We start from the raw sequence: 24,625 nt of genomic DNA, 5'->3' as shown, positions 1-24,625 counted from the left end.
GCTCAAAATACACATATTCACTAGATTAAGGTAGATGCCTAGTTCTTCTTATTTTCTTTTGAATATAATGCTATATAAACTTGAGACAAGCTACATTTGTTCAAGGGAAAATAGAAAGGTAGGTTAAATATGAGCATTGAAATATGGATTACTATTATTGTATTCTTCTTAACGATGATTGTTATCTTTTGGCGACCTCGCGGTTTAAATGAGGCGTGGCCGGCAGCAGTCGGCGCTAGCATTATCCTCATTACTGGACTTGTATCAAAACCAGACGTCATGGACATTATAAGTAAAATCGGCGGTGCCTCTATAACGATATTAGCGACCATCGTTATGGCGGTTATATTAGAAAGCTTCGGCTTCTTCCACTGGTCTGCAGCGAAGCTCGCAAATTTAGCGAAAGGTTCCGGACGACGCCTATACTGGTACATTCAATTACTATGTTTTCTTATGACTCTTTTATTTAATAATGACGGTAGTATTTTAATTACAACACCGATTTTGATTTTACTTCTGAAAAACCTTCAATTAAAACCTCATCAACAAATCCCTTATTTATTAAGCGGTGCTTTAATTGCCACTGCATCTAGTGCACCAATCGGTGTAAGTAATATCGTAAACTTAATCGCATTAAATATTGTTAATATGACTCTTTATATGCATACAGCTATGATGTTTGTACCTGCAACACTAGGACTACTGTTTATGTCATGGCTCATGTATACAGTTTTAAAGAAAAAACTTCCAGAAAGATTACCTGTTTCTTCATATGATATTGAAGAAATTTTCTTCACGAAAAACTTCCATCCGTTAAAAGGACAGAATTCTGTTAATACGAAACAAAAACGTACGAAATTCATGTTAAAAGTATTAGGCTTCGTTTTCCTTATGCGCTGTCTTCTATTCGTTGCATCCTTCTTATCGATTCCAATCGAAATCGTTGCCGTACTCGGTTCACTCGTTCTTCTCATCTGGAGATGGTACTACTTACGAACAAACCCAGTCGATATTTTGAAAAAGACACCGTGGCACATTTTAATTTTCGCTTTCTCTATGTATGTAATTATTTACGGGCTTCATAACGCAGGGTTAACAGCGGCACTTGTAAGTTGGCTCGAACCAATTGTAAGTCAGCATCTACTCTATGCCAGCTTTGCAATGGGCGGACTCGTTTCCCTCCTCTCTAACGTCTTCAATAACCACCCTGCACTTATGATTGGTACAATCACATTAACAGAAATGGGACTAGATCCAGTCACATTAAAAACTATCTATCTCGCAAATATCATCGGTAGTGACATCGGTTCACTATTATTACCAATCGGTACACTAGCTTCCCTCATTTGGATGTATATCTTAAGACAAAACAAAATTAAAGTGAAATGGAAAGATTATTTAAGCGTATCTCTCATCGTAATCCCACTCACAACAGTCGTCACATTATTCCTCTTATACTACTGGGTACAATTATTCTTCACCTTATAAAGTGAAACTTTATAAGGTGGGTGGGTGTTCATCCCCCACTGATTATTAGCCCGCACCAATCGGGCGTTTACGGACAGTTTATCTCCCACCTAACTTCTTTGCTCCAGCCGAATTTTGAGGTGGGAGTTTTACTGCCCACAAATAGCGGGATAGACGACAGAAGCCCCCTTTGCTACCGTCTTAGCAAAGGGGGCTTCTTCTATATTTAAGTTAGGTACAGTGTGATCAATCAAGTAAAGAGGTGTAACGTGTTATTGATATAAGTGACTACCAGTTTCTTTGAATTCTACCGCTTTCTCTTTCATTCCTTTTTCAATTGCTTCTGTCGTTTCTAAGTCATTTTCTTTCGCATATTCACGAATATCATGTGAAATTCTCATACTACAAAACTTTGGGCCACACATTGAACAGAAATGCGCTGTTTTCGCCCCTTCTGCTGGCAACGTTTCATCATGGTACTCCATCGCGCGTTCAGGATCTAAAGATAAATTAAATTGGTCGCGCCAACGGAATTCAAATCGTGCTTTTGAAAGTGCATCATCACGCTGATGAGCCGTTTTATGCCCTTTCGCAAGATCGGCTGCATGCGCAGCGATTTTGTACGTAATAACCCCTTCGCGAACATCATCTTTGTTCGGTAAACCTAAATGTTCTTTCGGGGTTACATAACAAAGCATCGCCGTTCCAAACCAGCCAATCATCGCAGCACCAATCGCTGAAGTAATATGATCATAACCTGGTGCAATATCTGTCGTTAACGGCCCAAGTGTATAGAACGGCGCACCCTGACAAATATCAAGTTCTTTCTCCATATTTTCTTTAATTAAATGCATCGGTACATGCCCAGGTCCTTCAATCATAACTTGCACATCATGTTTCCAAGCGATTTTTGTTAATTCACCAAGTGTCTCAAGCTCAGAAAACTGCGCTTCGTCATTTGCATCTGCAATAGAACCTGGACGTAATCCATCTCCAAGAGAAAACGAAACATCGTACTGCTTCATAATTTCACAAATCTCTTCAAAGTGAGTATATAGGAAGTTTTCTTTATGATGGAATAAACACCACTGCGCCATAATCGAACCACCGCGCGAAACAATACCTGTCATACGCTTTGCAGTAATTGGAATGTAACGAAGTAATACACCAGCGTGAATCGTGAAGTAATCAACGCCTTGCTCCGCCTGCTCAATTAACGTATCACGATACACTTCCCACGTTAAATCCTCTGCAATTCCGTTTACTTTTTCAAGCGCTTGATAAATTGGCACAGTTCCAACTGGTACCGGAGCATTACGAATAATCCACTCACGTGTTGTATGAATGTTTTTACCTGTAGATAAATCCATAATCGTATCTGCACCCCAGCGAGTCGCCCACGTCATCTTCTCTACTTCTTCTGCAATAGAAGACGATACAGCAGAGTTTCCGATATTTGCATTTACCTTCACGTGAAAATTACGTCCAATTATCATCGGTTCCGCTTCAGGATGGTTAATGTTCGCCGGCAAAATCGCACGACCTTCTGCAATCTCCTTACGAACAAATTCAGGCTCTACCCCTTCACGAATCGCAACATATTCCATCTCAGACGTAATAATGCCATTACGCGCATAATGCATTTGCGAAACATTTGCACCTTGCTTCGCTCTAAGCGGCTTACGATCCATTTGCGGGAAAACAGGTGTATGTTTTGAAGCCACTTTCACACCGTCATCCTCAGGTTTAATTTCGCGTCCTTCATAAGCTTCCACATCACCACGCCCCAAGGTCCAAGAGTGGCGCGGCGCCTGCAACCCTTTTTCCAGCTCCACTTTATACTCTGGATCTGTATAAGGTCCACTCGTATCATACACACGGATTGGCGGATTTTGAACACCGTTCGTATCGCTTTGTTCAATCTCGCGCATTGGTACTTTCATACCTTCACGTGTTCCATCCACATACACTTTCTTACTTCCTGGTAAACTCGATTTCAATTCAATTTGCTCAGCTGAAACAGACTGTTTCATAACCTTTGTTGCCCCCCTGTTCGTGACAAGGACGAGATATGGCCAGCGCATGCCAAAATAAAAAGAGCCAGGTCCATAAAAGAATAAGGACCTGGCTCATAAAGACATAATTATGTAAAGCCGTTAACTTCCCTACGCTGGTACGAGCCAGATCAGGTCCAAAGGGTTAAGAAGTTCACACGCTTCTCTCTCAGCCTACGCATACGTTAGGCACCCCTAGTTTATCACTGATTTAATTTTCAATACTTTCCCATCATACACTATAATCTGAAAAATGCAAAGTTTATTTCTTTTGTTGTTTACGGAATCATCCAAGTCAAATAATAAGCCTGCACATACGTCATAATCCCAACAATAGTAACAAAGAATAAACTATGCTTCAATGTAAAGCGGAACAAATCTGACTCTTTCCCAGCAAGTCCAACTGCCGCACAAGCAATCGCAATTGATTGCGGAGAAATCATTTTACCTGTTACACCGCCCGTTGTATTTGCTGCAACAAGAAGCACTTCAGATACACCGACTTGCTGCGCTGTAATTGCTTGTAAATTCGAGAACAGTGCGTTCGCTGACGTATCTGATCCTGTTAAGAATACGCCAATCCATCCTAAGAATGGTGAGAAGAACGGGAATAATCCGCCAGTTCCTGCAAGTGCTAACGCTAATGTAGAAGATAGACCAGAATAATTTGCGATAAATGCGAATCCTAATACGAATCCAATAGATAAAATTGGCATTTTTAGTTCGTTTAACGTTTCTTTAAATGTTGCTACTGCATCTTTTGCACTCATTTTCAAAATAAAGATAGAAATGATACAAGCAATTAAAATTGCTGTTCCAGTCGCTGATAAAATATCTAATTTCAAGATTGCTTCATAAGGTGTTGGTTTATTTACAATTGGCTCTGCTTTCATTACTAAATTGTGCAAGCTTGGAACTTCAAATTTAAATACGAGACTTTCTAAAGCGCCGCCCGGAGCGAATAACGCTTTAAAGAAACTCTGGCTCCAGATGACTACCATCACAGTCAAAATAATGAACGGAGACCACGCTTTTACTACTTTTCCTACCGTTAGTTTCGGCATAGATGTCGTTGTCGTCGCCGCGGCTACTTCACTATTCGCTTGCTTAGTTTGATAAATTTCTTTCGGCTGCCAAACTTTTAAAAATAGCGATAAACTTACTAAACTTACAAGCGCTGACGTAATATCCGGAAGTTCTGGTCCTAAAAACGTCGCTGTAATAAACTGTGTAATTGCAAATGAACTACCCGCTACAAATAAAGCAGGCCACGTTTGTTTTACTCCTTTAAAGCCATCCATTAAAAATACGATAAAGAACGGAACAAATAAAGATAAGAACGGTAATTGATGCCCAGCCATTTGTCCAATTTTATGTGGATCAATGCCTGTCACTTGTCCAGCAACTGTAATCGGAATCCCCATCGCTCCGAAAGCTACTGGTGCAGTATTTGCGATTAAACAAAGACCTGCTGCATATAAAGGATTTAGCCCAAGGCCTGCCAGAAGCGCTGCCGTAATCGCTACTGGTGCACCAAATCCTGCTGCCCCTTCCAAAAATGCTCCAAATGAAAATCCAATTAAAATAACGAGTAAACGATGGTCATTCGTAATGGATAATACAGATGCACGAATGACATCAAATTGACCTGTTTTCACAGAAATTTTATATAAAAATACTGACATAATGATAATCCACGCAATTGGCCATAATCCGTATAAGAAACCGTATCCGGTCGCTGCCATTGCCATTGTGAATGGCATTTTATACGCAAATAACGCCACCAAAATCGTTAATACAACTGTAATAAATCCTGCCACATACCCCTTCATGCGGAAAACCGCTAAAGCTAAGAAAAAAAAGATGATTGGAATAAGTGCGACTGCTGCCGAAATCCAAATGTTACCGAACGGATCGTAAACTTGTGTCCATGTGTTCATTGTTCTCTCCCCCTAAAGAATCCCCTTTTAAATAAGATATAACCTTATCAATAGACTACCAGGTCATCATACCTTTAAGTCTAAAAAATACAAAACGTTTAAGAAAACGTTTTCAATAATTTTATCACAACGATTTTCATTTAAAAAGATTTTTTCGAAAATTTCATCATTTAAAAAGGAAATCTTACAAAAGCGTCACGTTTTTGTAATGTTAATCGATAGGAAGGTTGCCAAATTTATCGCATACTAAAAGTATAACAACGGACATTACTTATGAGGTGATATATATGAACGGAAACAAAATATTAGCAGCTTTATCATACTTTAGTGTATTATTTGCACCTATCTTATTCCCTATTATCGTGTGGATTGTGGGCGATTCTGAAACGAAACCACATGCGAAACGTGCTCTATGGACACATATCGTTCCAAGCATCGCTTCATTTATTGGATTAGTTATTTTAGGAATTATGGGCATCGGATCTGATCAACCAGACGTAACACTTGGAATTGGAGCAATCATCGTCTTATGCATTTGCGGAATCATTAGCTTATACTACTTCATTTGGAATATCGTGAAAGGTATTAAAGTACTGAAAGCTTAGTTTTAAACAAACGTTTGATTAAAAAGAAACTGTCCAAAAATTGATGTCGCATGATCGTAAATGAAATTTTATCGGCGGTTCAACAAGAGTAACCTACCTATTAATAAGAAAAAAACCGTCCCAAAATACCTTTTGGGACGGTTTCTTTATCTTCTGCGTTTCTTCTTTTTTCTCATCATTTTCTTTCGGCGCGTATTCGCTTTATCCGCTATAATGTGAAGCGTACTCGCCACAACAATCCCCATTACAAACGTTACAATTTCAACCTCGTGTTCCTTCGCAATTTCTATTAAATTTCCACCGAATGCGATTATATTTAATAGGAATAAAAACGGAGAAAACACGATTAACATGTATGCAATACGAATAATATCACCAATTATAATCGTATGTGTGAAGAAGGAACGATGGGGCATTACGCTCCTATATGGATACCAAAAAATGCGGAGGAATCCCCATTTGTTATACGCATTACTGTACGTATCTAAATCCGGTGTTAGAAATGAAGTACCTACTAAAAAGCCAATTGCAAAAGTTAATAAAAAATCAAAACTTGTTAATCCATACGAAAAGAGCATAAACAAAACAACCGGAAGGGATATTAAGTTTATTTTCGTATGCGTTCTTCCTGATGGCATAATGCACTTCCTCGCTTACGTTCGCCCTGTCATCCTATGACAGTTCTCACCTATTGATCTAATTTTTGATCGATAAATGATGTGTCTATATCCGAACCAAACCATTCTGCCAACTTCACTCGTGCCTTATCTTTCACATCTTCATTTACGTATATCGATGCTTGTAATAGTGCGGCCATTAACGCACCTAAATCATCCGTATAACCGACTCCAGCAATGAAATCTGGAATGGCATCAATCGGTGCAATGAAATAAGCAAGTGCTCCAATTACAATAATTTTCACTCGTTTTGGAACATCCGGTCTTTGCAACACGTAAAACAACAATAAACTCGCATAGATTACCGACTGCCCTGCCTGCTTCGCAACATGTTTTATTTTCTTCCAAAACGCTTCAACTGAAAATTTTTGTTTCATTCAAAAGCCTCCCTATTTTCAAAAGAAATAAGCTACAATATGTTATGTTATCAGTAAAAGTTCATCAAAATTACACATAATCTATCAATGAAATTTCATTGTAACAAACAAAACCAAAAAGAACAAGTGTTCGTTAATTTTTTCGTATTTTCCTTCATATAATAGTTTTCTAGACAACCACTTAAAGATTTCTATTCCATATTTCTCAACCAAAAAACTTTCAATTCCGCTTAACATTCTTTTCTATTTTTGTTATATTTTCTAGTTGACGAGCCTATAAACGAATGTTAAAGTTTTCTCTGGTAGTGACAAATCACATACAAAAAATGTAAAATGTTATAGTGTTTCTCAGAAATGAATTTTGTTGTATAATACAGAAATGACGTTATGCTTATGAGCAGCACAAGAAACCAAAAAGGGTATGCATAGTTAAAGTCGTATATGGGTGAATATAGAAACTCTAATTATGACCAAGAAAACTATGTATTTTTTATTTTAACATTTTTCGCTCCAAAATCGACCAAGCCTGATAGAGAAAGGGTGGAAATGAATGAAAGAAACCATGAAATCACAATTTCAAAATGTGCGTTTCACTTTATTCGTAGCTTTGGCCGTATGGCTAAAAACCTACATCATTACACGCACTAGCTTCGATTTAAAACTTGAATCTTTCATGCAAGAATTCATTTTATTCATTAGTCCATTAGCAGCATCATTACTGTTTGTGGGTCTTGCATTATTTGCAAAAGGGAAAAAACGTAACTATATAGCACTAGGAATTAACTTTATCTTAACGTTCATTCTTGTTGGTAACGTAATGTTCTACGGATTCTACAATGACTTCGTTACTTTACCAGTACTAGGACAAACGTCTAATTTCGGAAGTTTAGGTTCTAGTGTGAAAGAATTATTTAACTACAAAATCATCCTTGCATTTGCGGATATTATCGTATTCTTCGTTCTATTGAAGAAGAAGAAAGATTTTGCACCGACAGAACGTGTAGCACGTCCGATGCGTTCTCTATACTTCGTGTCAACGGTTGCTATTTTCTGCGTAAACCTAGGATTTGCAGAAGCTGAGCGTCCAGAACTATTAACACGTTCATTCGACCGCGTTATGCTTGTTAAAAACCTAGGATTATATGTACACCAAGCATACGATCTTGGCTTACAAGCAAAATCAAGTTCACAAAAAGCGTTTGCTGATAGTAGTAAATTGCAAGAAGCAGAAAACTATGTGAAAACAACACAAAGTAAACCAGATCCAAATATGTTTGGTACTGCAAAAGGGAAAAACGTAATTGTTGTCTCTCTTGAATCATTACAAACATTCTTAATTGGTGCGCAAGTTAACGGACAAGAAGTTACACCATTCCTAAACCAATTTGCGAAAGAAAGTTATTACTTCGATAACTTTTTCCATCAAACTGGGCAAGGTAAAACGTCTGATGCTGAATTCTTAGTAGATACTTCAATGTATCCACTAGACCGTGGTGCTGTATTCTTCACACACGGTAATAACGAATATACAGCAACTCCAGAAATTTTGCGTCAGCAAGGATATCACACATCAGTATTCCACGCGAATAACGCAACGTTCTGGAACCGTAACATTATGTATCCGGCACTTGGTTATGATCGTTACTACAACGAGCTTGACTACAAAATTACGCCAGAAACAAAATTAAATTGGGGATTAAAAGATATCGAATACTTCGATCAATCTATCGATATGTTAAAAGAAGTGAAGCAACCGTTCTATACTCGCTTCCTTACTTTAACAAACCATTACCCATTCACTTATGATGACAGTACGAAATTAATCGATGAATACAATTCTGGTGATGGCGTATTTGACCGTTACATGGTAACTGCTCGCTATTTAGACGAAGCAATGAAACACTTTATTGAGCGTCTAAAAGCAGAAGGTATTTACGACAACTCAGTTATCGTATTCTACGGTGATCACTATGGTATTTCTGAAAACCATAACCGTGCAATGGCACAGTTCTTAGGAAAAGAAGAAATCACTACATTTGACCATATGAACTTACAAAAAACACCGATGTTTATTCACGTTCCAGGTCAAAAAGAAGGTAAAACAATTTCAAAACCAACTGGTGAAATTGACATTAAGCCAACAATTCTAAACCTACTTGGTGTAGATTCTACGAATCAAATTCAATTCGGTCATGATGTATTCTCACCAGACAATAAAGGATTCGTTGTTCTTCGTGACGGTAGCTTCGTTACAGATAAGTACATGTACACGAACAGTACATTCTACGACCGTACTACTGGCGAAGTTGTGCAATTACCGAAAGAAGAATCTCAACCACTAATTGATCGTGCCCAAAATGAATTGAACATGTCTGACAAAATCATTGAAGGTGACTTACTTCGCTTCTCTGAAAGTAACAAGATCAAAACTGGTGAAGTAAAGACAGCTATTAAAGAAGAAAAGAAGAGCGCTGAGTAATCTCAGCCTCTTTTTTTTATTTTCTGCTATCCTTCCTCTCCTATTCATTAACTTTAAAATTACATAACCTTCACCTAATATTTACACTACATTAACGAAACATCTTTATAATAAAATATGTAAACAAGGTTCCACATATTTCTTATCTCTCATCTTCAATAGGATCCCTTAGAGAAATGTGTGCATCATTTGTTTTCAACTTTCTTATAATTGTCTTTCCAAGTGTTTTGTTTGCATAAATGAAACCTTTAAAGACGATGTCCCTATGAATGATAGCTACCCTCCTTGTGCAGCATTCCATACGAATGTTGCTTTTTTTTTTTCAAAAAGCAGGATTCTTATTTCTCATTTCCGAATTTGTATATACAAAATGCTATAAAGTGAAACTTTAATCAGTGGGTGTTTTGTTCATCCCCCACTGATTATTAGCCCTCACCAATCGGGCGTTTACGGGCAGTTAATGCAGTATAAATCACCACTACTTCTCTGTGATTTACAAATACATATACGTCATATGTAGAGAATTGCTTACATAAAAATTACTATAGTGATTTTTATTCATGTACTAACGAAAGGATGGGACGAAAATTGGCATACGAAAGATTTGTACTATGGAATGATGCAGTTATTGATACAACAAAACATCGCGCGTACATAGAACTTGAAGAAAGAGGTTTACAATTTGGTGATGGCGTCTATGAAGTTATTCGCCTTTATAACGGAAACTTTCACTTATTAGACCCACATTTAACAAGATTATATCGATCCCTTGAAGAAATAGAATTATCACTTCCTTTCTCAAAAGCCGAACTCATCATCTTACTCTACAAATTAATTGAAAACAATAATTTCCACGAAGACGGAACAATTTACTTACAAGTATCTCGTGGTGTACAAGCTCGAGCTCATGCATTTTCATATGACATATCTCCGACAATCTATGCTTATATTTCAAAAAAAGAAAGACCATCTTTATGGATTGAATACGGTGTACGTGCTATATCAGAACCTGATACACGCTGGCTCCGCTGTGATATTAAATCGTTAAATTTATTACCAAATGTATTAGCTTATACGAAAGCTGAACGCAAAGGTTGTAAAGAAGCACTTCTCGTACGAAATGGTATTGTAACTGAAGGTAGCCACTCTAACTTCTTTCTTATAAAAAACGGAACACTGTATACGCATCCAGCCAATCACCTTATTTTAAACGGCATTATTCGTCAGTACGTCCTTTCTTTAGCTAACACTCTTCAACTTCCTGTAAAGGAAGAGCTTTTCAGCGTTCGCGATGTTTATCAAGCAGATGAATGCTTCTTTACGGGAACGACTATTGAAATTTTACCGATGACCCATCTCGATGGAACTGCGATTCAAGATGGTCAAGTTGGCCCTATCACCAAATTACTGCAAAGGTCATTTTCTCAAAGCCTTTTAAAATCCAACAGCACATCTTCCTAAATACGAATAATCTTCTCATTTTCCACATCAAATATATGTATTTAAATGGAAATCAAGGTGCAGATTTATACCTTGATTTTTTTTTTGTAACCTTTTTGTCATATTCAGATTACCACATAAGTCTTGACAGTAATCGACATGCTCTTTAGAATTTTTAACAGTTGGTAAATATTTCTTCACTACATTACAGACAGAAAGGAATCGACAAATTATGAAAAAATACCTTGCCGGTCTTGCGGCAGTGTCTGTAGCAGGAGGAGCAGCCCCTACACTTGATAGTGTTCAAGCTGCCCCTGAACAAAATACACAAAAAGCTGCTACACAAACTGTCCAAGCTTCCGCATCAAACAATTCATCATATACGGTGAATGCTAGCGTACTACACGTCCGTGCAGGATCAAGTACTTCTCACGACGTCATCTCTCGCGTTTATAATGGTCAATCATTAAACGTAATTGGAGAAGAAAATGGTTGGTTCAAAATTAACGTTAATGGACAAACTGGTTTTGTTAGTGGCGAGTTTGTATCAAAAAACGGAGCAACGAATAACAATGTAAGCACAGGTGGAAACAATAAAGTTACTGCTGATGTATTACGTGTACGTACAGCTCCTAACACTTCTAGTTCTGTTTCAGGACGTGTATATGAAGGACAAACTTTAAACGTAATTGGAGAAGAAAATGGTTGGGTGAAAATCAACCATAACGGACAAACTGGTTATGTTAGTAGCCAATTTGTATCAGGCGCTTCTTCAAATACTGGCTCTACAAGCAATAACAACAATAGTAACAATGAAGCAACTGTTCAACCAGCAAGTGGAAACTATACAGTAAATGTATCTTCCCTTCGCGTTCGTACAGGTCCTAGCACTTCTCATCCAACTGTAGGTTCTGTTAAACAAGGACAAGTAGTACAAGTTGTAGGCGAAGTTCAAGATTGGTTCAAAATCAATTACGCAGGACAAACAGCTTACTTAAGCAAGGACTACGTAACAAAAGGCGGTTCTAACGAAAACGTCAATCAAGGTAACAACCAAGAGCAAAATAATAATGGAACTATTCAAACTGGTGGTACTTACGTTGTTAACGCAACATCTCTACGTGTTCGTACAGGCCCTGCTGCTTACCATAGTGTAATTGGCGGCGTGTTAAATGGTACAACATTAAACGTAGTCGGATCTGAAAACGGCTGGTTTAAAGTAAACTACCAAGGAAAAACAGGCTATGTTAGTAGCGAATTTGTAAAATTCGTTAAAGGTGGCACAGCTACTCCTGAACAACCGAAACAGCCTGAACAGCCAAAACAACCTGATCAAGGTGCAATTGGTGACTACTACATTAATGCTTCTGCACTAAATGTACGTAGCGGCGAAGGTACAAATTATAGAATCATAGGCGCACTTCCACAAGGACAGAAGGTTCAAGTAATCTCTGAAAATTCTGGATGGAGCAAAATTAACTACAACGGTCAAACTGGTTACATCGGAACACGTTTCCTATCTAAAACACCAGTTGGTGGCGCAGTAGATAATAAGCCTAACGACAACCAAAATAACAATCAAAATAATAACAACAATAACAATAACACTAATAATAGCGGTGATAGTTCTTCTCTACTTGCATACGCGAAATCTATGCAAGGCGTACCATACGTTTGGGGCGGTACTTCTGCTAATGGTGTTGACTGCAGTGGTTACATCTACCACGTATTTAAGAAATTTGGTCATAACATTAGCCGCCAAAGTGTTGCTGGATATTGGAGCAGCTTATCAAAAACTTCAAGTCCACAACCTGGAGACTTAATTTATTTCAAAGATACTTATAAAGCAGGTCCTTCTCACATGGGTATCTACCTTGGCGGGGGATCATTCATCCAATCCGGAGATAAAGGTGTAGCAATCGCTTCATTAAACAACTCTTATTGGAAAAGCCATTTCTTAGGGTATACGAAAGCACCTTAAGTTATAGTTTCAGAGCCTTCTAGTTTACTAGAAGGCTTTTTTTAAAGGACTCGATATAGTACTTCCCTTTCATTCTCTCTACGAAAAAATTATGCGTTCATTTTCCTATTTCATACACTATATTCTATTAAAATTTCCCAAAATGTTATCATAATGAATATATTCCCACAAAAAACATAACCTATTTCATGTCTATTCATTTTATATGTGTTTTTTCAAAGAATTTTCTTTTTATTTAAACTTTTCGTTAGACGTTTGACCTCCGATGTCCATTATGATAAGTTACTTAAGATGTTATATTCGCAAAAGTATAGACAACTGGTTTATACACTTTTTTACTATGAGGAAGGAGCATACACTGCATGAATGTTTTATGGGGAATTGGCGGCGTGATTGGAGTATTAGCAATTGCTTTCTTACTATCTTCTAACCGCAAAGCTATTAATTGGCGCACAATTTTAATCGCGCTAGCATTACAAATGACATTTTCATTTATCGTATTGCGATGGGATGCTGGAAAAGCAGGCTTAAAAGTTGCTGCTGACGGCGTTCAAGGATTAATTAATTTTTCTTACGAGGGAATTAGGTTCGTTGCTGGGGATTTAGTCAACGCAAAAGGCCCTTGGGGATTTGTTTTCGTTATTCAAGCACTACTTCCAATTGTATTTATTAGTTCATTAGTTGCAATCTTATATTACTTAGGTATTATGCAGAAATTTGTTAGTATCGTTGGTGGTGCATTAAGTAAACTTCTTGGAACTTCTAAGGCAGAAAGCTTAAATGCAGTAACAACTGTATTTTTAGGACAAACAGAAGCACCAATTTTAATTAAACCATACTTAGCACGTTTAACTAACAGTGAATTCTTCACTATTATGGTAAGTGGTATGACCGCTGTTGCCGGATCAGTTCTTGTCGGCTATGCAGCAATGGGTATTCCGTTAGAACATTTATTAGCAGCTGCAATTATGGCAGCTCCATCAAGTTTATTAATTGCAAAACTAATTATGCCAGAAACAGAAAAAGTAGATAATAATGTTCAACTTTCAACAGAGCGTGAAGACGCAAACGTTATCGATGCAGCTGCACGCGGTGCATCTGAAGGTATACAACTTGTTATTAACGTAGCTGCAATGCTAATGGCCTTCATTGCATTAATCGCTTTATTAAATGGCTTATTAGGATGGGTTGGTTCTTGGTTCGATATTAAACTTAGCCTTGATTTAATCTTCGGTTACTTATTATCACCATTTGCAATCTTAATCGGGGTTTCTCCAGGTGAAGCTATCCAAGCAGCAAGCTTTATCGGTCAAAAACTTGCAATCAACGAATTCGTTGCATATGCAAACTTAGGACCACACATGGCAGAGTTCTCTGCAAAAACAAATATGATTTTAACATTTGCAATCTGTGGTTTTGCAAACTTCTCTTCTATCGCAATTCAATTAGGTGTAACAGGAACGTTAGCTCCTACTCGCCGTAAACAAATTGCACAATTAGGGATTAAAGCAGTTATCGCTGGTACACTAGCGAACTTCTTAAACGCAGCAGTCGCAGGTATGATGTTCCTATAAACTCATGTAAAGTCTCCTCTTTTAAAGAGGAGGCTTTTTTATATAACATAAATATAATTTTCATATATATTAAATACTTTATGTATAGATGTATAGACGCTATGTTACAATAATTAGTATGTCTGTTTATTTTTTCTTGTACAAGAGGGATACTACCTGATGTCGCTCGCTAAAAAAAGACTTCCAGCTACATGGTCCATTTCTTAATAATTGTGCATACTACAAATATCCAGCACGAATTAGCTTTAAGGAGGAACGTTTCGTGAAAGATAAGTCCTATAAAGTCCTCTCTATGTGGATTTTACAAATTTTATTTTATTTTACTACTGTACATGTGACGAAATATGAGCACGCGCTCATTTTTACAATTATATATGTCATCATAAATGTACTATTCCTATTTTTACCTGATAAAACAGCATTTATTTTCTTCATACTGGGAACAATCATTTCAGTATTCTATTTATTTTATCAAGCGTGGCTTCACTTATGGAGTACATCAGATCAATGGGAATATATTATTATCCACTTCCTGATGGCAGCTAACTTCTTCATTGTTTATATTTCAACCCATCTATTAAAAAAGGTTATACTTAAAAATAAAGAGTTAACTGAACGAGTGAGAGTGCTTGAGCAATACATTGGAGAATCAAAATTATTAACAAGACAAGAATTCGAAAGACGACAAGCTTTATTAACAACTGCGATGAATCGTCGTAATGAAACAGGCATTATCATTTTCTTTGATTTCACTTCCTTTAGTAAATATACGAAGGAAAGTGTCATGGATCGTGTAGCTTCATTGTTAGTTGATACAGTCAGAGCTGACTTTGACCTTGCTGCTGAATATGACAGCAACACATTAGTTATTTTATTACAAAATACAAATGAAGCCGGTGCTGACATTGTAATGAACCGTCTACATCCAAAAATGGAGCAATGGCTTGCTGCTGAAGCAATTCAAGACATTAAAATAAAACGAGAACAAATCACGACAAAAGGACAGACATTATTATGATGACACTCGTTATACTCCTTTTATTCCTTCTGTTCTGCGTACTCGTATTTTGGATTAGCATCACATTTTCAATCAAATATGTACTTATTTTTACGGCCTTTCTATTCTCAGGCCTACTCGTTTACTACTCTCTCTTAACACTCGCAGGCTTAATTCATCGAAATAGTAAACGAAAAGATCGTACGCTAGAACATTATCCAAGTGTAGATATTTTAATACCTGCCCATAATGAAGGGGTTGTTATTAAAGATACATTAGAAGCAATGGCAAAGATTGAATACCCAGGCAAACTAAACGTTTATTTATTAAACGATAACTCTCAAGATGAAACACCTGAAATTGGCGATGATTTCGACAAAGCTTATGCTCATATTCATCACATTCGTGTACCACCTGGCGAACCGAAAGGAAAATCGCGTGTATTAAACTACGGCCTTAGCATTTCGGATGGTGAATATTTCTGTGTTTACGATGCAGATAATCAACCTGAACCACATGCACTGCGAATGCTCGTAGAACATGCTGAAACAACAAAGGATGCCGTTGGAGCAGTTGGACACGTTCGTACAGTAAATGAGAAAAGAAACTGGCTTACACGAATGATTTCATTAGAATTTCAGATTTTCCAGCTCCTTATGCAATCTGGACGCTGGCTTTTATTCCAAACAGGTTCACTAACCGGAACAAACATGCTTCTTCGTCGTTCCGCATTAGAAGAACTTGGCGGCTATGATCCTTATGCAATTGCAGAGGATGCTGAATTAACATTAAGAATTACCCAAAAGGGCTATCTCTTACCAATCGTCCCGGAATCGATTACATGGGAACAAGAACCTGAACATTTAAAAATTCTTATAAAACAGCGGACACGTTGGCTTCAAGGAAACTTATACATTTTAGAAAAAATGTTTTCTTCATTAAGCTTTTTTAAAGGGAAACTTCTCGTCCATTCCTTACAACAAGTTTTAGTGTATGTCGTATTTTGGCTATTCCTAATCATTTCAAACGTTTGGTTTATAATTGGACTGCTCGGCATATTCCAAATTCAATATAGCATTCCATTACTATTTATGTGGTATGTCGCATATATTACATATGTTTCTCAATTATTTAGTGCTCAGAGCGTCGAACGAACCTTTACACCGACCAATATTTTCATAAGCGTCATTATGTACTTTACGTACGCACAGCTCTTTACGTATTTGTTTATTCGCAGTCTCATTCTTTACTTACGTGCAAAGAGCAAGAAACAAGTAATTGGTTGGGATAAAACAGTAAGATTTAAAAAAGAAAAATAGATTTCATTAAAAAATAAGCACAGAGCGCCGTATGCTCTGTGCTTATTTTTTACCGTAATACTATATATCAGACAATACCCCTTAGCTGAAAGTTATTTCACGTCCATCCCCCAACGAACGATCGACCTTCATTTATATACGAAAAAGTGATTGCTATTTTTGTAGAACCAATTGCTTCTCTTGATTCTCTTTACGAGTTTCAGTCTTTGGTTCCGTGCTTTCTTGGGCATTTCGATGTGCCACACGTTTCAAACAAATATGCTTCCACTTTCTTTCGTAACGTTTCATTATTCTAGTTGTCCCCCTTGAATGCGCTTTAAAACTATTTGAAATCGCTTACAGGAAATAATATAGCACATATACATAAAAGTGACAACACATTTCCGACATATTTTTGTCAAAAATATGAATATAATGTGTAAAATATCGGATAATGTCGAACTATATCGATTTTTCTTTTTAAATTACCGATATCTATAGTATTCCGCAACAAAGTAATGCTTTTCCTACAATAGTATAAAACAGTGAAAAAGGACTGCCGAATGTCGGCAGTCCTAATACTATTTATATATACAGAATTTTTTTCTTCTATTATTAATGTTGTTTCATACGTCCTTCTTTTTGCAACTCTTTAAATAGTGCTGCAATCATAAAGAAAATAACAAATACGAACGGGAAGGCCGCAATAATCGAAGCAGTTTGCAGCGCCTCTAATCCTCCGACATACAATAAGATCGAAGCTAACGCCGCTAGAACAATACCCCAAACCATTTTAATACGATTTGGTGGGTTTAAGCTACCATGTGTCGTTAACATCGCTAGAACAAACGTAGCAGAGTCTGCCGATGTAATAAAGAATGTTGAAATAAGTAAAATAGCTAACACACATAAAGCCGGTCCTATACTACCCATTTGGTCTAACATAGCAAACAATCCTACTTCTGTGCCCATTTCTTTAATTTGTCCATATATATTTGCACCATCAAATAGCTCCATGTGAATACCTGTTCCTCCGAAAACAGAGAACCAAAGCGCACCAATTACTGTTGGTACGAGTAACACACCAACAACAAATTCACGAATTGTACGCCCGCGTGACACACGAGCAATAAACGTACCTACGAATGGTGACCATGCAATCCACCATGCCCAGTAGAAAATTGTCCATGACTGAATCCATTGATTTCCGCCTTCATTTAATGGACTTAAACGGAAACTCATACTTGGCAATTCTTGAATGTATGAACCGATTGTTGAAGTGAAATAATTCATAATAAAGTTTGTTGGACCTGCAAATAATACAATTATCATAAGTGCAAACGCTAAAATAATATTCGCATTACTTAAATATTTAATTCCTTTATCGAGTCCCGTTTGCGCAGATAGCATATAAAGAACAGTTACAATTCCGATGATTACTAGCTGTGTCGGTAATGAGTTTGGAATAGATGTTAAATAACTAACACCACCCGCAATTTGCTTTGCCCCAAGTCCTAATGATGTCGCCACACCAAATACTGTCGCAAATACAGCTAGAACATCAAACATATGGGCAATACGGCCATGTTCACCGCCTTTAAATAGCGGACCGACCGCCGCACTAATTGTACTTGCTCTTCCTTTTCTAAATGTAAAATACGCAATACATAATGCTACAAGTGCATATAATCCCCACGGATGTAATCCCCAATGGAAAAATGAGAAACGAAGTGCAAGGCGTGCACTCTCTTCAGTCGCACTCTCTCCAAACGGAGGTGTGTATAAATGGTTCATCGGTTCTGCGACGCCCCAGAAAACCAAACCGATTCCCATACCGGCACTAAATAACATAGCAAACCATGTCATATAACTATAATCAGGTTCATCATCATCTTTCCCTAAACGAATCGAACCGTACTTAGAAACAATTAAGAAAATAGCAATTCCTAAGAAAATAGAAACGGAAATAATATAGAACCATCCAAACTTACTAACTAACGCAGCTTGAACTACAGTCGTTACATTTCCTAAGCTACCTTTTCCAATAATAGATTCGGGAATAATCCCCCAAAGTGTAAATGCAATACATAATGTTAATGAGACAATAAATGTTTTCGTCAGTTTCCTCATCAAATCCCCCTTCGTATGTTTCATTTCTTGTAAAAATCATAAATTCCGATATGTTAAATCGGATAGAAAACCATAGTTTTTTGTGGTGATTTTCTTTCGGCTCTCTCAAGTTTGCCTTCACCAATTAGAGTTCTTATGGACAGCCTTACCTTCCGTACAACCTTTCCACTCTGCAAGAGCTACAAGATTGGAATACTACTGTCAAATTGTGTGAGAAAAATGCGGATGGGAAGAGATTTTCCCAAAAAAGGATGTGTTACAGTTTTAAAAAAGGGCAGATTTATTCTTTACAACCCTTTCTTCTTGTAACAATTATGCGGTTTTTTGCTAGTATATAGCGCGTGTTTATAACTTCACAAACGAGATGTTTATGTTTATATAACTATATTACCCATAAAACGGTAAAATACTCAAGGAATGTAACTGTATAGTAATCATTATGTAACACCCCTGTAATATTTTTATTTGCACCGAAAAAAATATGTTGTATTAAATATTTTGAATATAACTAGAAACCTACTAATTATATGGAATGAAAAACGCTTTCCTCTCATTCTAGCTATATTACAAAGTGTTAACGACTTATTACGAATGGTTTGTAATTGTGTGTTTTCCAAAAATCCGAAAAAATCTGTTGCTATAATGAGGACACGAAAACAAACGCAATGGAGGCTATCATGAAAAAATTAATTGGAATAGCAACAGCAGCAGTTTTTGGTCTTGGGATTTTCACCGCATCTGCTAATGCAGAAACTGTTGTAACAACAGACGTACTAAACGTACGAGAAAACCCTACTACTGAATCAAAAGTTGTCGGTAAATTACAGAATGGTCATAAATTAGATGTTCTAAATACAGAAAACGGATGGTCACAAATCAAATTAGATGGTAAAGACGCATTCGTAAGTGCAGATTTTACAAAGAACTCTTACTATGTAACAGCTAACGTATTAAATGTACGTGCTGAAGCGAACACAAACTCAGAAATTCTTGGAACGCTTAAGAAAGACGATATGATCGAAACAACGAACCAAGTACAAAGTGAGTGGTTACAATTTGAATATAATGGGAAAACAGCTTATGTTCACGTTCCTTTCTTAACAGGTACAGCACCTGTTATCGAGAAACAAGAACAACCTGCTCCTGCTAAAACTGTAGCACCAGCTAAAGCTCAAGCACCTGCAGCACAAGCAAAACCAGCTGCTAAGCCTGCTGTGAAAGCTGCTGAGACTAGCACACCTTCTGGTGGTCGTGAGTTAACAGTTGTAGCTACTGCATATACAGCTCACCCAAGTGAAAACGGTGGCACATACGGCGGCCGTGTATTAACTGCAATGGGTCATGACTTAACAGCGAACCCAAACATGAAAATGATCGCTGTTGACCCGAAAGTAATCCCATTAGGATCTAAAGTATGGGTAGAAGGTTACGGAGAAGCTATCGCTGGAGATACTGGCGGTGCAATTAAAGGTAACCGTATCGACATCCTACTTGGATCAGATAGCGCTGCTCAAAAATGGGGACGCAAAACTGTTAAAGTGAAAATTTTAAAATAACCAATGACTGCTAAATTACAGCCGGTTCTCTTTATTGAGAGCTGGCTTTTATTTTTTATATAATACATATAAGGAGGTGACGTCCATGAATTTACAAGCTAAGGTAGACTGGGTCGGTACACCAAAGCCGTACATATATAAAGATGATGTAACATATGATGCAATCGCAATTGACTTCTCACTAACAAACGATGACAATCGCTATAAATTAATTGTGCTCAAGTCTGAAGAAAATACACATTACAAACTCGTACAATACGGAATAAAACCAGGCTCTCAAAAACCATTCCCTATTGATATTCCATTCGAGCAAGAAATGCTACCGCTCATAAAGCAAATATTAAATGATCCATATGTACAAGCGATATTAAAGGAAGCCCGCTTCTAATTGCAAAAAAGGATATCACCTATTAGAATTTCCCAACTAGGTGATATCCTTTTTACTTTCCCTTGAACACGAGTAGAGAAAATTATATCAACGGTTCAACATGGAATATCGATTTACCGTCAAAGATTGACAATAACGGCAAGCTACCTAAAGAAAGAGGCTGTTCAAAATTGAACAGCCTCTTTCTTATATTAATGAGTCGGACCAGATACTTCCTCTGATTTCAGCGTATTATTCGCTCCAAGAGAATGGTACAATATCTTTCCATTTCCATTAACAGTAACGATATGGTCATTATTAAAGCTCTTGAATTTTACAGAGCCGTCACCGTAACGAATATGATATTCTTCATATGTCGTTACTTTATATTTCGTTGCACTTTGACGTTCTACATTGCGAATATTCATTGTCAATAAATCTTCTGTAATTCCTTTTTTGTGTAGATATTGTAAGTAATCACGGTCTTCCTTATACGATTTCCCGCTCTTATCATAATCATTTTCAATTAAACTAAAATCGTTTAATGCAATTGCACGCACGTTATTATAAATATGATTTTGTACAAAATCTCCAACCGCTGAACTAGAAGCTTCTTTTGGGAACTTTAAGTAATATGTACTTTGATCTCCAACTTTAATACTTTCAGATTTCATCACACCAAATTCAGCGTTTTTCTCTAAATGTACTTCTACCGTTTCATCCGTTGGTACAGGACCAAGTTTATAACTTCCGTAATTTAACTTTCCACGTTTCTTGCCATTAACAAATACAGTTGCATCATTTTCATCAGATGAAATGGTTACATAATTTCCTTCAAGTGATAAATTCACTTCTACTGTCCCATTCTTTTCATCTGCTAAATCCACTTCTTTTTCTGTCTCTAATTCAGCAAGTTCCGTCTTCGCCTTTGCCTTTACAACATAAGCACCCGGGAAGTATGGACCTAATTCTTTCGAAGTTTTATCACTAGAAAGCTCTGTTTCTTTTTTATCATTCACATATATTTCAGCATTCTTTGCAGTTGTGCTAACATTCATGTAATACGACTTCATGCTGAACTTATACTTCGGATACAAGAACCATTCTTTCCCGTCTTCTATAATTTTCCCATCTTTAAAAGATGCTTTATCACTTGCTAACTTTTGATCTACTGTCTCTCTTTGCAAATATGATAACAGTTCTTTATTATAAGAAGGATTCTCTTTTAAATAACGGATATACGCCTTAATATCTTCTGTCTTAACCTTTAAGGTTGGATCGTCTACTTTCAAAATCTCATCGATTGCATTCACATCTTTATTTTGGAATGCTTCAATCATTGCATTTACTTGCTTTTCCTTCGAAAACTTGCTCGCACCGAATTTATATGCGCCAAACAAAATAGCAAAAACAATGACAAAACCTATAAGTAAAAACATGTTCTTCTTACTTTTCACTGACTTTGTTTCTCTACGCATTTCTGAGTGAGAAGAAGCTGTTTGATCAGCAATTTCTTCTACTTTACTTCCGCAATCAGGACAAAAGTTCAAATGATCCGCAACTTGTTTATTGCATGTTCCACAAAACTTCAAGTATTTCTCCCCCTTATTTTTTCACTAATTTCATACCCGCGAATGTTAATACGTAAGAAATAAGAAAACTACCTACTATTAAATATAGCGTGTTACTTTGAATAGATAATATCGGTCCAGAAATTCCAGCGAACTCCTTCATAATTTCCTTACTTCCTGAAGCTGTAATATGAATTTTTGCTAATCCATTTATACAAAGCATCATCACTGTATAAACAGCACTAAACACTGCTATAGTTACGTACATATTTCGCATACGATATTGAGCCAATTTCATTCCAGCCCTAACTAGTAGAATACATGGTAGAAGAATTAATAATCCCCACCAATGTAAATACGAATTAAAATCATCAATATCTTTTATACGATCAGCACTAGCACCATTAGCGATTTCCAGGTCTTTTAAAGACGTACCCTGTATTGATATGCCTGACATATACGATACATGCAGTGGCCCTTTTTCGACTGAATATCTATGCATTTCTCTCTCCATATTTCCCCACTCAATTTCAGTTGGAGAAAGGTGGGCCATATTCCACATGAAAGGTGTTGCTTCTAAAGAAAGTAATACTTTATACGCCTTCTCTGGAAAATCAATTGGACCCATTGATTTTGAACTACTAAATAAAATCGTAATAAGTATAATACCAAATGTAATAAGTAGTCCTTTCAAAACAGTCACTATACTATAATAAATAGACGTTACATACGGGACAAACTGACTAGTAGAAGAAAGCATACGATGCGGTCCTGCTTCAATACTCATACCAATAAAGCTGAATAATAGGCCAAATATAATACCAAACAATAAACTAACAACATGAGAATATACAACATCAATAGTCATCGTTTGATAGAAATAAGAAATAGATGTAGAAGAACTTGCCATAAAGCTTACAATACATAAGAAAATACCGTATATCATGCCAATTACACATGATGTCATGAACTTCTCTCGCCAACTAATTGAAGGTTTGTTTCTTTCAACAAAAAATCCACTTCCACCTAATATAAGTGCCGGAATAGTTACCAAGATGAATAATGGCATATGAAGAAGGAATGACATCGTGTATGCCCCGCTCCCGCTAATTTCAATACCTATTAAATGACACATTAAAATTAATGGTGCTATACCAATAAATGATTGATTAATGGTAGTCATATTCAACATACCATCCGTATTTCTAACCGCTGTCTCCACTACATCATTTATAGCAGAATCTATTATTAAACTGCCAATGAAGCCTGCAATGAACATACATACAATTGCAAAAGCACCACCGAATAATCCTTTTTTCAGCATACTTCCTGATGCATTTACATGTAATTGCGCTCCTGCATTTGGTAATTTCATGTTCGATTCTTTTCGGGCGACTCCTAATAAAGAATCACCGCATTTCTCACAATATGTAGCATATTCTTTACTTTCCTGTCCACATGTTCGGCAATACTTCGAAGATTGCGGGACTAACATAACATGGCTATCTATACTATCCGTACTTGAGCCGTCATGTGTACAATAGTTTACTGCCTCAGGCTGTTCTAAACCGCAAATTTTACAATACATGTTCCTCACTCCTTACTTTGCTTCATACCACATGCTGGACAGAATGTAGCTTCCGTTGCAATTTGTTCACCACATGAAGAACATGCTTCTTTTTCAATATTTTTTGATTGAAGGAGTAACTCATTTTCTTTACCGCACTGCCCGCAAAATTTATCATTTAATGATAATGGACCACCGCAACTACACTGTCCTTTTTGTTCTTGTCTCTGTAAATTAGAAATTTGTCTGCGCGTGTTATAAATAGCAACATCAAGCTCTTGCACTGGTGCTACAATAGCTTTCAACAAATCTATTCGAACTTCATCATCACGAAGTTGCATATATACCGTTTGACCAAGTTCAAGTAAAATTTCAGTTTTTTCTTGTAACTTCTCTTGTGTAATCTTCTTTAATTGCGCCATTTCCTGTGCTACTTGCAACTTCATCTTGCCTTGCTCAATTCCCTCTTGCAACTTATTCATGCCATTACCAAACTTCGATTGTAAATCTGACAAACAAATTCTCTCCTTTTAATTACATAGTAA

Annotated in this window: 19 protein-coding genes and 1 riboswitch; of the genes, 10 read left to right on the top strand and 9 right to left on the bottom strand. The window is 36.9% G+C overall.

The features are described 5' to 3' along the window. The first annotated feature begins 129 nt into the window (after positions 1-129). Positions 130-1,488 (top strand): arsenic transporter, encoded by a 1,359-nt coding sequence (locus AC1DS7_RS03720; protein WP_061688711.1) that lies wholly within the window; start codon positions 130-132, stop codon positions 1,486-1,488. 251 nt (positions 1,489-1,739) lie between these two features. Here the strand turns inward: AC1DS7_RS03720 and thiC are convergent, their stop codons facing one another. After that, a complete protein-coding gene (thiC, locus tag AC1DS7_RS03715; RefSeq protein ID WP_002068339.1) occupies positions 1,740-3,500 on the bottom strand; it encodes a phosphomethylpyrimidine synthase ThiC in 1,761 nt (586 codons plus the stop codon). Positions 3,501-3,612: 112 nt separating this feature from the next. Further along, positions 3,613-3,728: riboswitch (TPP riboswitch) on the bottom strand. 71 nt (positions 3,729-3,799) lie between these two features. Next, positions 3,800-5,461: an L-lactate permease gene (lldP, locus tag AC1DS7_RS03710; RefSeq protein ID WP_061688709.1), complete on the bottom strand. Its 1,662-nt coding sequence runs from the start codon at positions 5,459-5,461 to the stop codon at positions 3,800-3,802. A 287-nt stretch (positions 5,462-5,748) separates the two neighbouring features. Between lldP and AC1DS7_RS03705 the strand changes: the two genes are divergently transcribed. Further along, positions 5,749-6,066 carry a magnetosome magnetite crystal formation protein family gene (locus AC1DS7_RS03705; protein ID WP_002191186.1) on the top strand — a complete coding sequence of 106 codons (318 nt, stop codon included), beginning with the start codon at positions 5,749-5,751 and terminating at the stop codon, positions 6,064-6,066. A 146-nt stretch (positions 6,067-6,212) separates the two neighbouring features. On the opposite strand, the gene AC1DS7_RS03700 is transcribed toward AC1DS7_RS03705, so the two are convergent. Both AC1DS7_RS03700 and AC1DS7_RS03695 read right to left on the bottom strand, forming a co-directional pair. Next, positions 6,213-6,704, bottom strand: coding sequence for a metal-binding protein (locus AC1DS7_RS03700; RefSeq protein WP_002089644.1), 492 nt, complete (start codon positions 6,702-6,704; stop codon positions 6,213-6,215). Positions 6,705-6,754: 50 nt separating this feature from the next. Next, positions 6,755-7,120, bottom strand: a complete 366-nt coding sequence (locus tag AC1DS7_RS03695; protein ID WP_002016186.1) for a YkvA family protein — start codon at positions 7,118-7,120, stop codon at positions 6,755-6,757. Positions 7,121-7,670: 550 nt separating this feature from the next. On the opposite strand from AC1DS7_RS03695, the gene AC1DS7_RS03690 reads away from it, so the two are divergent. The 6 genes from AC1DS7_RS03690 to AC1DS7_RS03665 all read left to right on the top strand — a co-directional run bounded on the left by AC1DS7_RS03690 (position 7,671) and on the right by AC1DS7_RS03665 (position 16,910). Next, the gene (locus AC1DS7_RS03690) at positions 7,671-9,599 is read left to right on the top strand and encodes an LTA synthase family protein (RefSeq protein WP_002143787.1); all 1,929 of its coding nucleotides are present in this window, start codon (positions 7,671-7,673) and stop codon (positions 9,597-9,599) included. Between the two features lie 576 nt (positions 9,600-10,175). Next, the gene (locus AC1DS7_RS03685) at positions 10,176-11,060 is read left to right on the top strand and encodes a D-amino-acid transaminase (RefSeq protein ID WP_002016184.1); all 885 of its coding nucleotides are present in this window, start codon (positions 10,176-10,178) and stop codon (positions 11,058-11,060) included. A gap of 211 nt (positions 11,061-11,271) precedes the next feature. After that, entirely contained in the window at positions 11,272-13,020 is a 1,749-nt protein-coding gene (locus tag AC1DS7_RS03680; RefSeq protein WP_476998790.1) for a C40 family peptidase, read from the top strand. Positions 13,021-13,382: 362 nt separating this feature from the next. Then, the gene (locus tag AC1DS7_RS03675; protein ID WP_002016182.1) at positions 13,383-14,594 is read left to right on the top strand and encodes a NupC/NupG family nucleoside CNT transporter; all 1,212 of its coding nucleotides are present in this window, start codon (positions 13,383-13,385) and stop codon (positions 14,592-14,594) included. Positions 14,595-14,856: 262 nt separating this feature from the next. Further along, the gene (locus AC1DS7_RS03670) at positions 14,857-15,612 is read left to right on the top strand and encodes a diguanylate cyclase domain-containing protein (protein ID WP_002143791.1); all 756 of its coding nucleotides are present in this window, start codon (positions 14,857-14,859) and stop codon (positions 15,610-15,612) included. Beyond that, positions 15,609-16,910, top strand: a complete 1,302-nt coding sequence (locus AC1DS7_RS03665; protein ID WP_002129979.1) for a glycosyltransferase family 2 protein — start codon at positions 15,609-15,611, stop codon at positions 16,908-16,910. Before AC1DS7_RS03670 ends, AC1DS7_RS03665 begins: the two co-directional genes overlap by 4 nt. A gap of 153 nt (positions 16,911-17,063) precedes the next feature. Here AC1DS7_RS03665 and AC1DS7_RS03660 read toward each other — a convergent pair whose 3' ends face one another. Continuing rightward, positions 17,064-17,198: a hypothetical protein gene (locus AC1DS7_RS03660; protein ID WP_002143796.1), complete on the bottom strand. Its 135-nt coding sequence runs from the start codon at positions 17,196-17,198 to the stop codon at positions 17,064-17,066. Positions 17,199-17,504: 306 nt separating this feature from the next. Next, positions 17,505-19,019 (bottom strand): glycine betaine transporter OpuD, encoded by a 1,515-nt coding sequence (gene opuD, locus AC1DS7_RS03655; RefSeq protein WP_476998789.1) that lies wholly within the window; start codon positions 19,017-19,019, stop codon positions 17,505-17,507. Positions 19,020-19,696: 677 nt separating this feature from the next. Between opuD and AC1DS7_RS03650 the strand changes: the two genes are divergently transcribed. Continuing rightward, on the top strand, positions 19,697-20,575 hold the full coding sequence (locus AC1DS7_RS03650) for a cell wall-binding protein EntA (protein ID WP_476998788.1): 879 nt from the start codon (positions 19,697-19,699) through the stop codon (positions 20,573-20,575). An 85-nt stretch (positions 20,576-20,660) separates the two neighbouring features. Continuing rightward, positions 20,661-20,963, top strand: coding sequence for a DUF3910 family protein (locus AC1DS7_RS03645; RefSeq protein ID WP_002034795.1), 303 nt, complete (start codon positions 20,661-20,663; stop codon positions 20,961-20,963). 191 nt (positions 20,964-21,154) lie between these two features. Here the strand turns inward: AC1DS7_RS03645 and AC1DS7_RS03640 are convergent, their stop codons facing one another. The 3 genes from AC1DS7_RS03640 to AC1DS7_RS03630 are packed head-to-tail and all read right to left on the bottom strand — an operon-like array spanning position 21,155 to position 24,595. Then, the gene (locus tag AC1DS7_RS03640; protein WP_078421823.1) at positions 21,155-22,534 is read right to left on the bottom strand and encodes a zinc ribbon domain-containing protein; all 1,380 of its coding nucleotides are present in this window, start codon (positions 22,532-22,534) and stop codon (positions 21,155-21,157) included. A 13-nt stretch (positions 22,535-22,547) separates the two neighbouring features. Continuing rightward, complete coding sequence (locus AC1DS7_RS03635; RefSeq protein WP_215588617.1) at positions 22,548-24,101, bottom strand: hypothetical protein; 1,554 nt, start codon at positions 24,099-24,101, stop codon at positions 22,548-22,550. Positions 24,102-24,106: 5 nt separating this feature from the next. Beyond that, positions 24,107-24,595 (bottom strand): zinc ribbon domain-containing protein, encoded by a 489-nt coding sequence (locus AC1DS7_RS03630; protein WP_002034798.1) that lies wholly within the window; start codon positions 24,593-24,595, stop codon positions 24,107-24,109. Between the last annotated feature and the right edge of the window lie 30 nt (positions 24,596-24,625).

This window comes from Bacillus sp. P4_E1, from assembly GCF_056401715.1.
The sequence above is the reverse complement of the archived record's forward strand: the minus strand, read 5'-3'. Positions and strand labels throughout refer to the sequence as shown.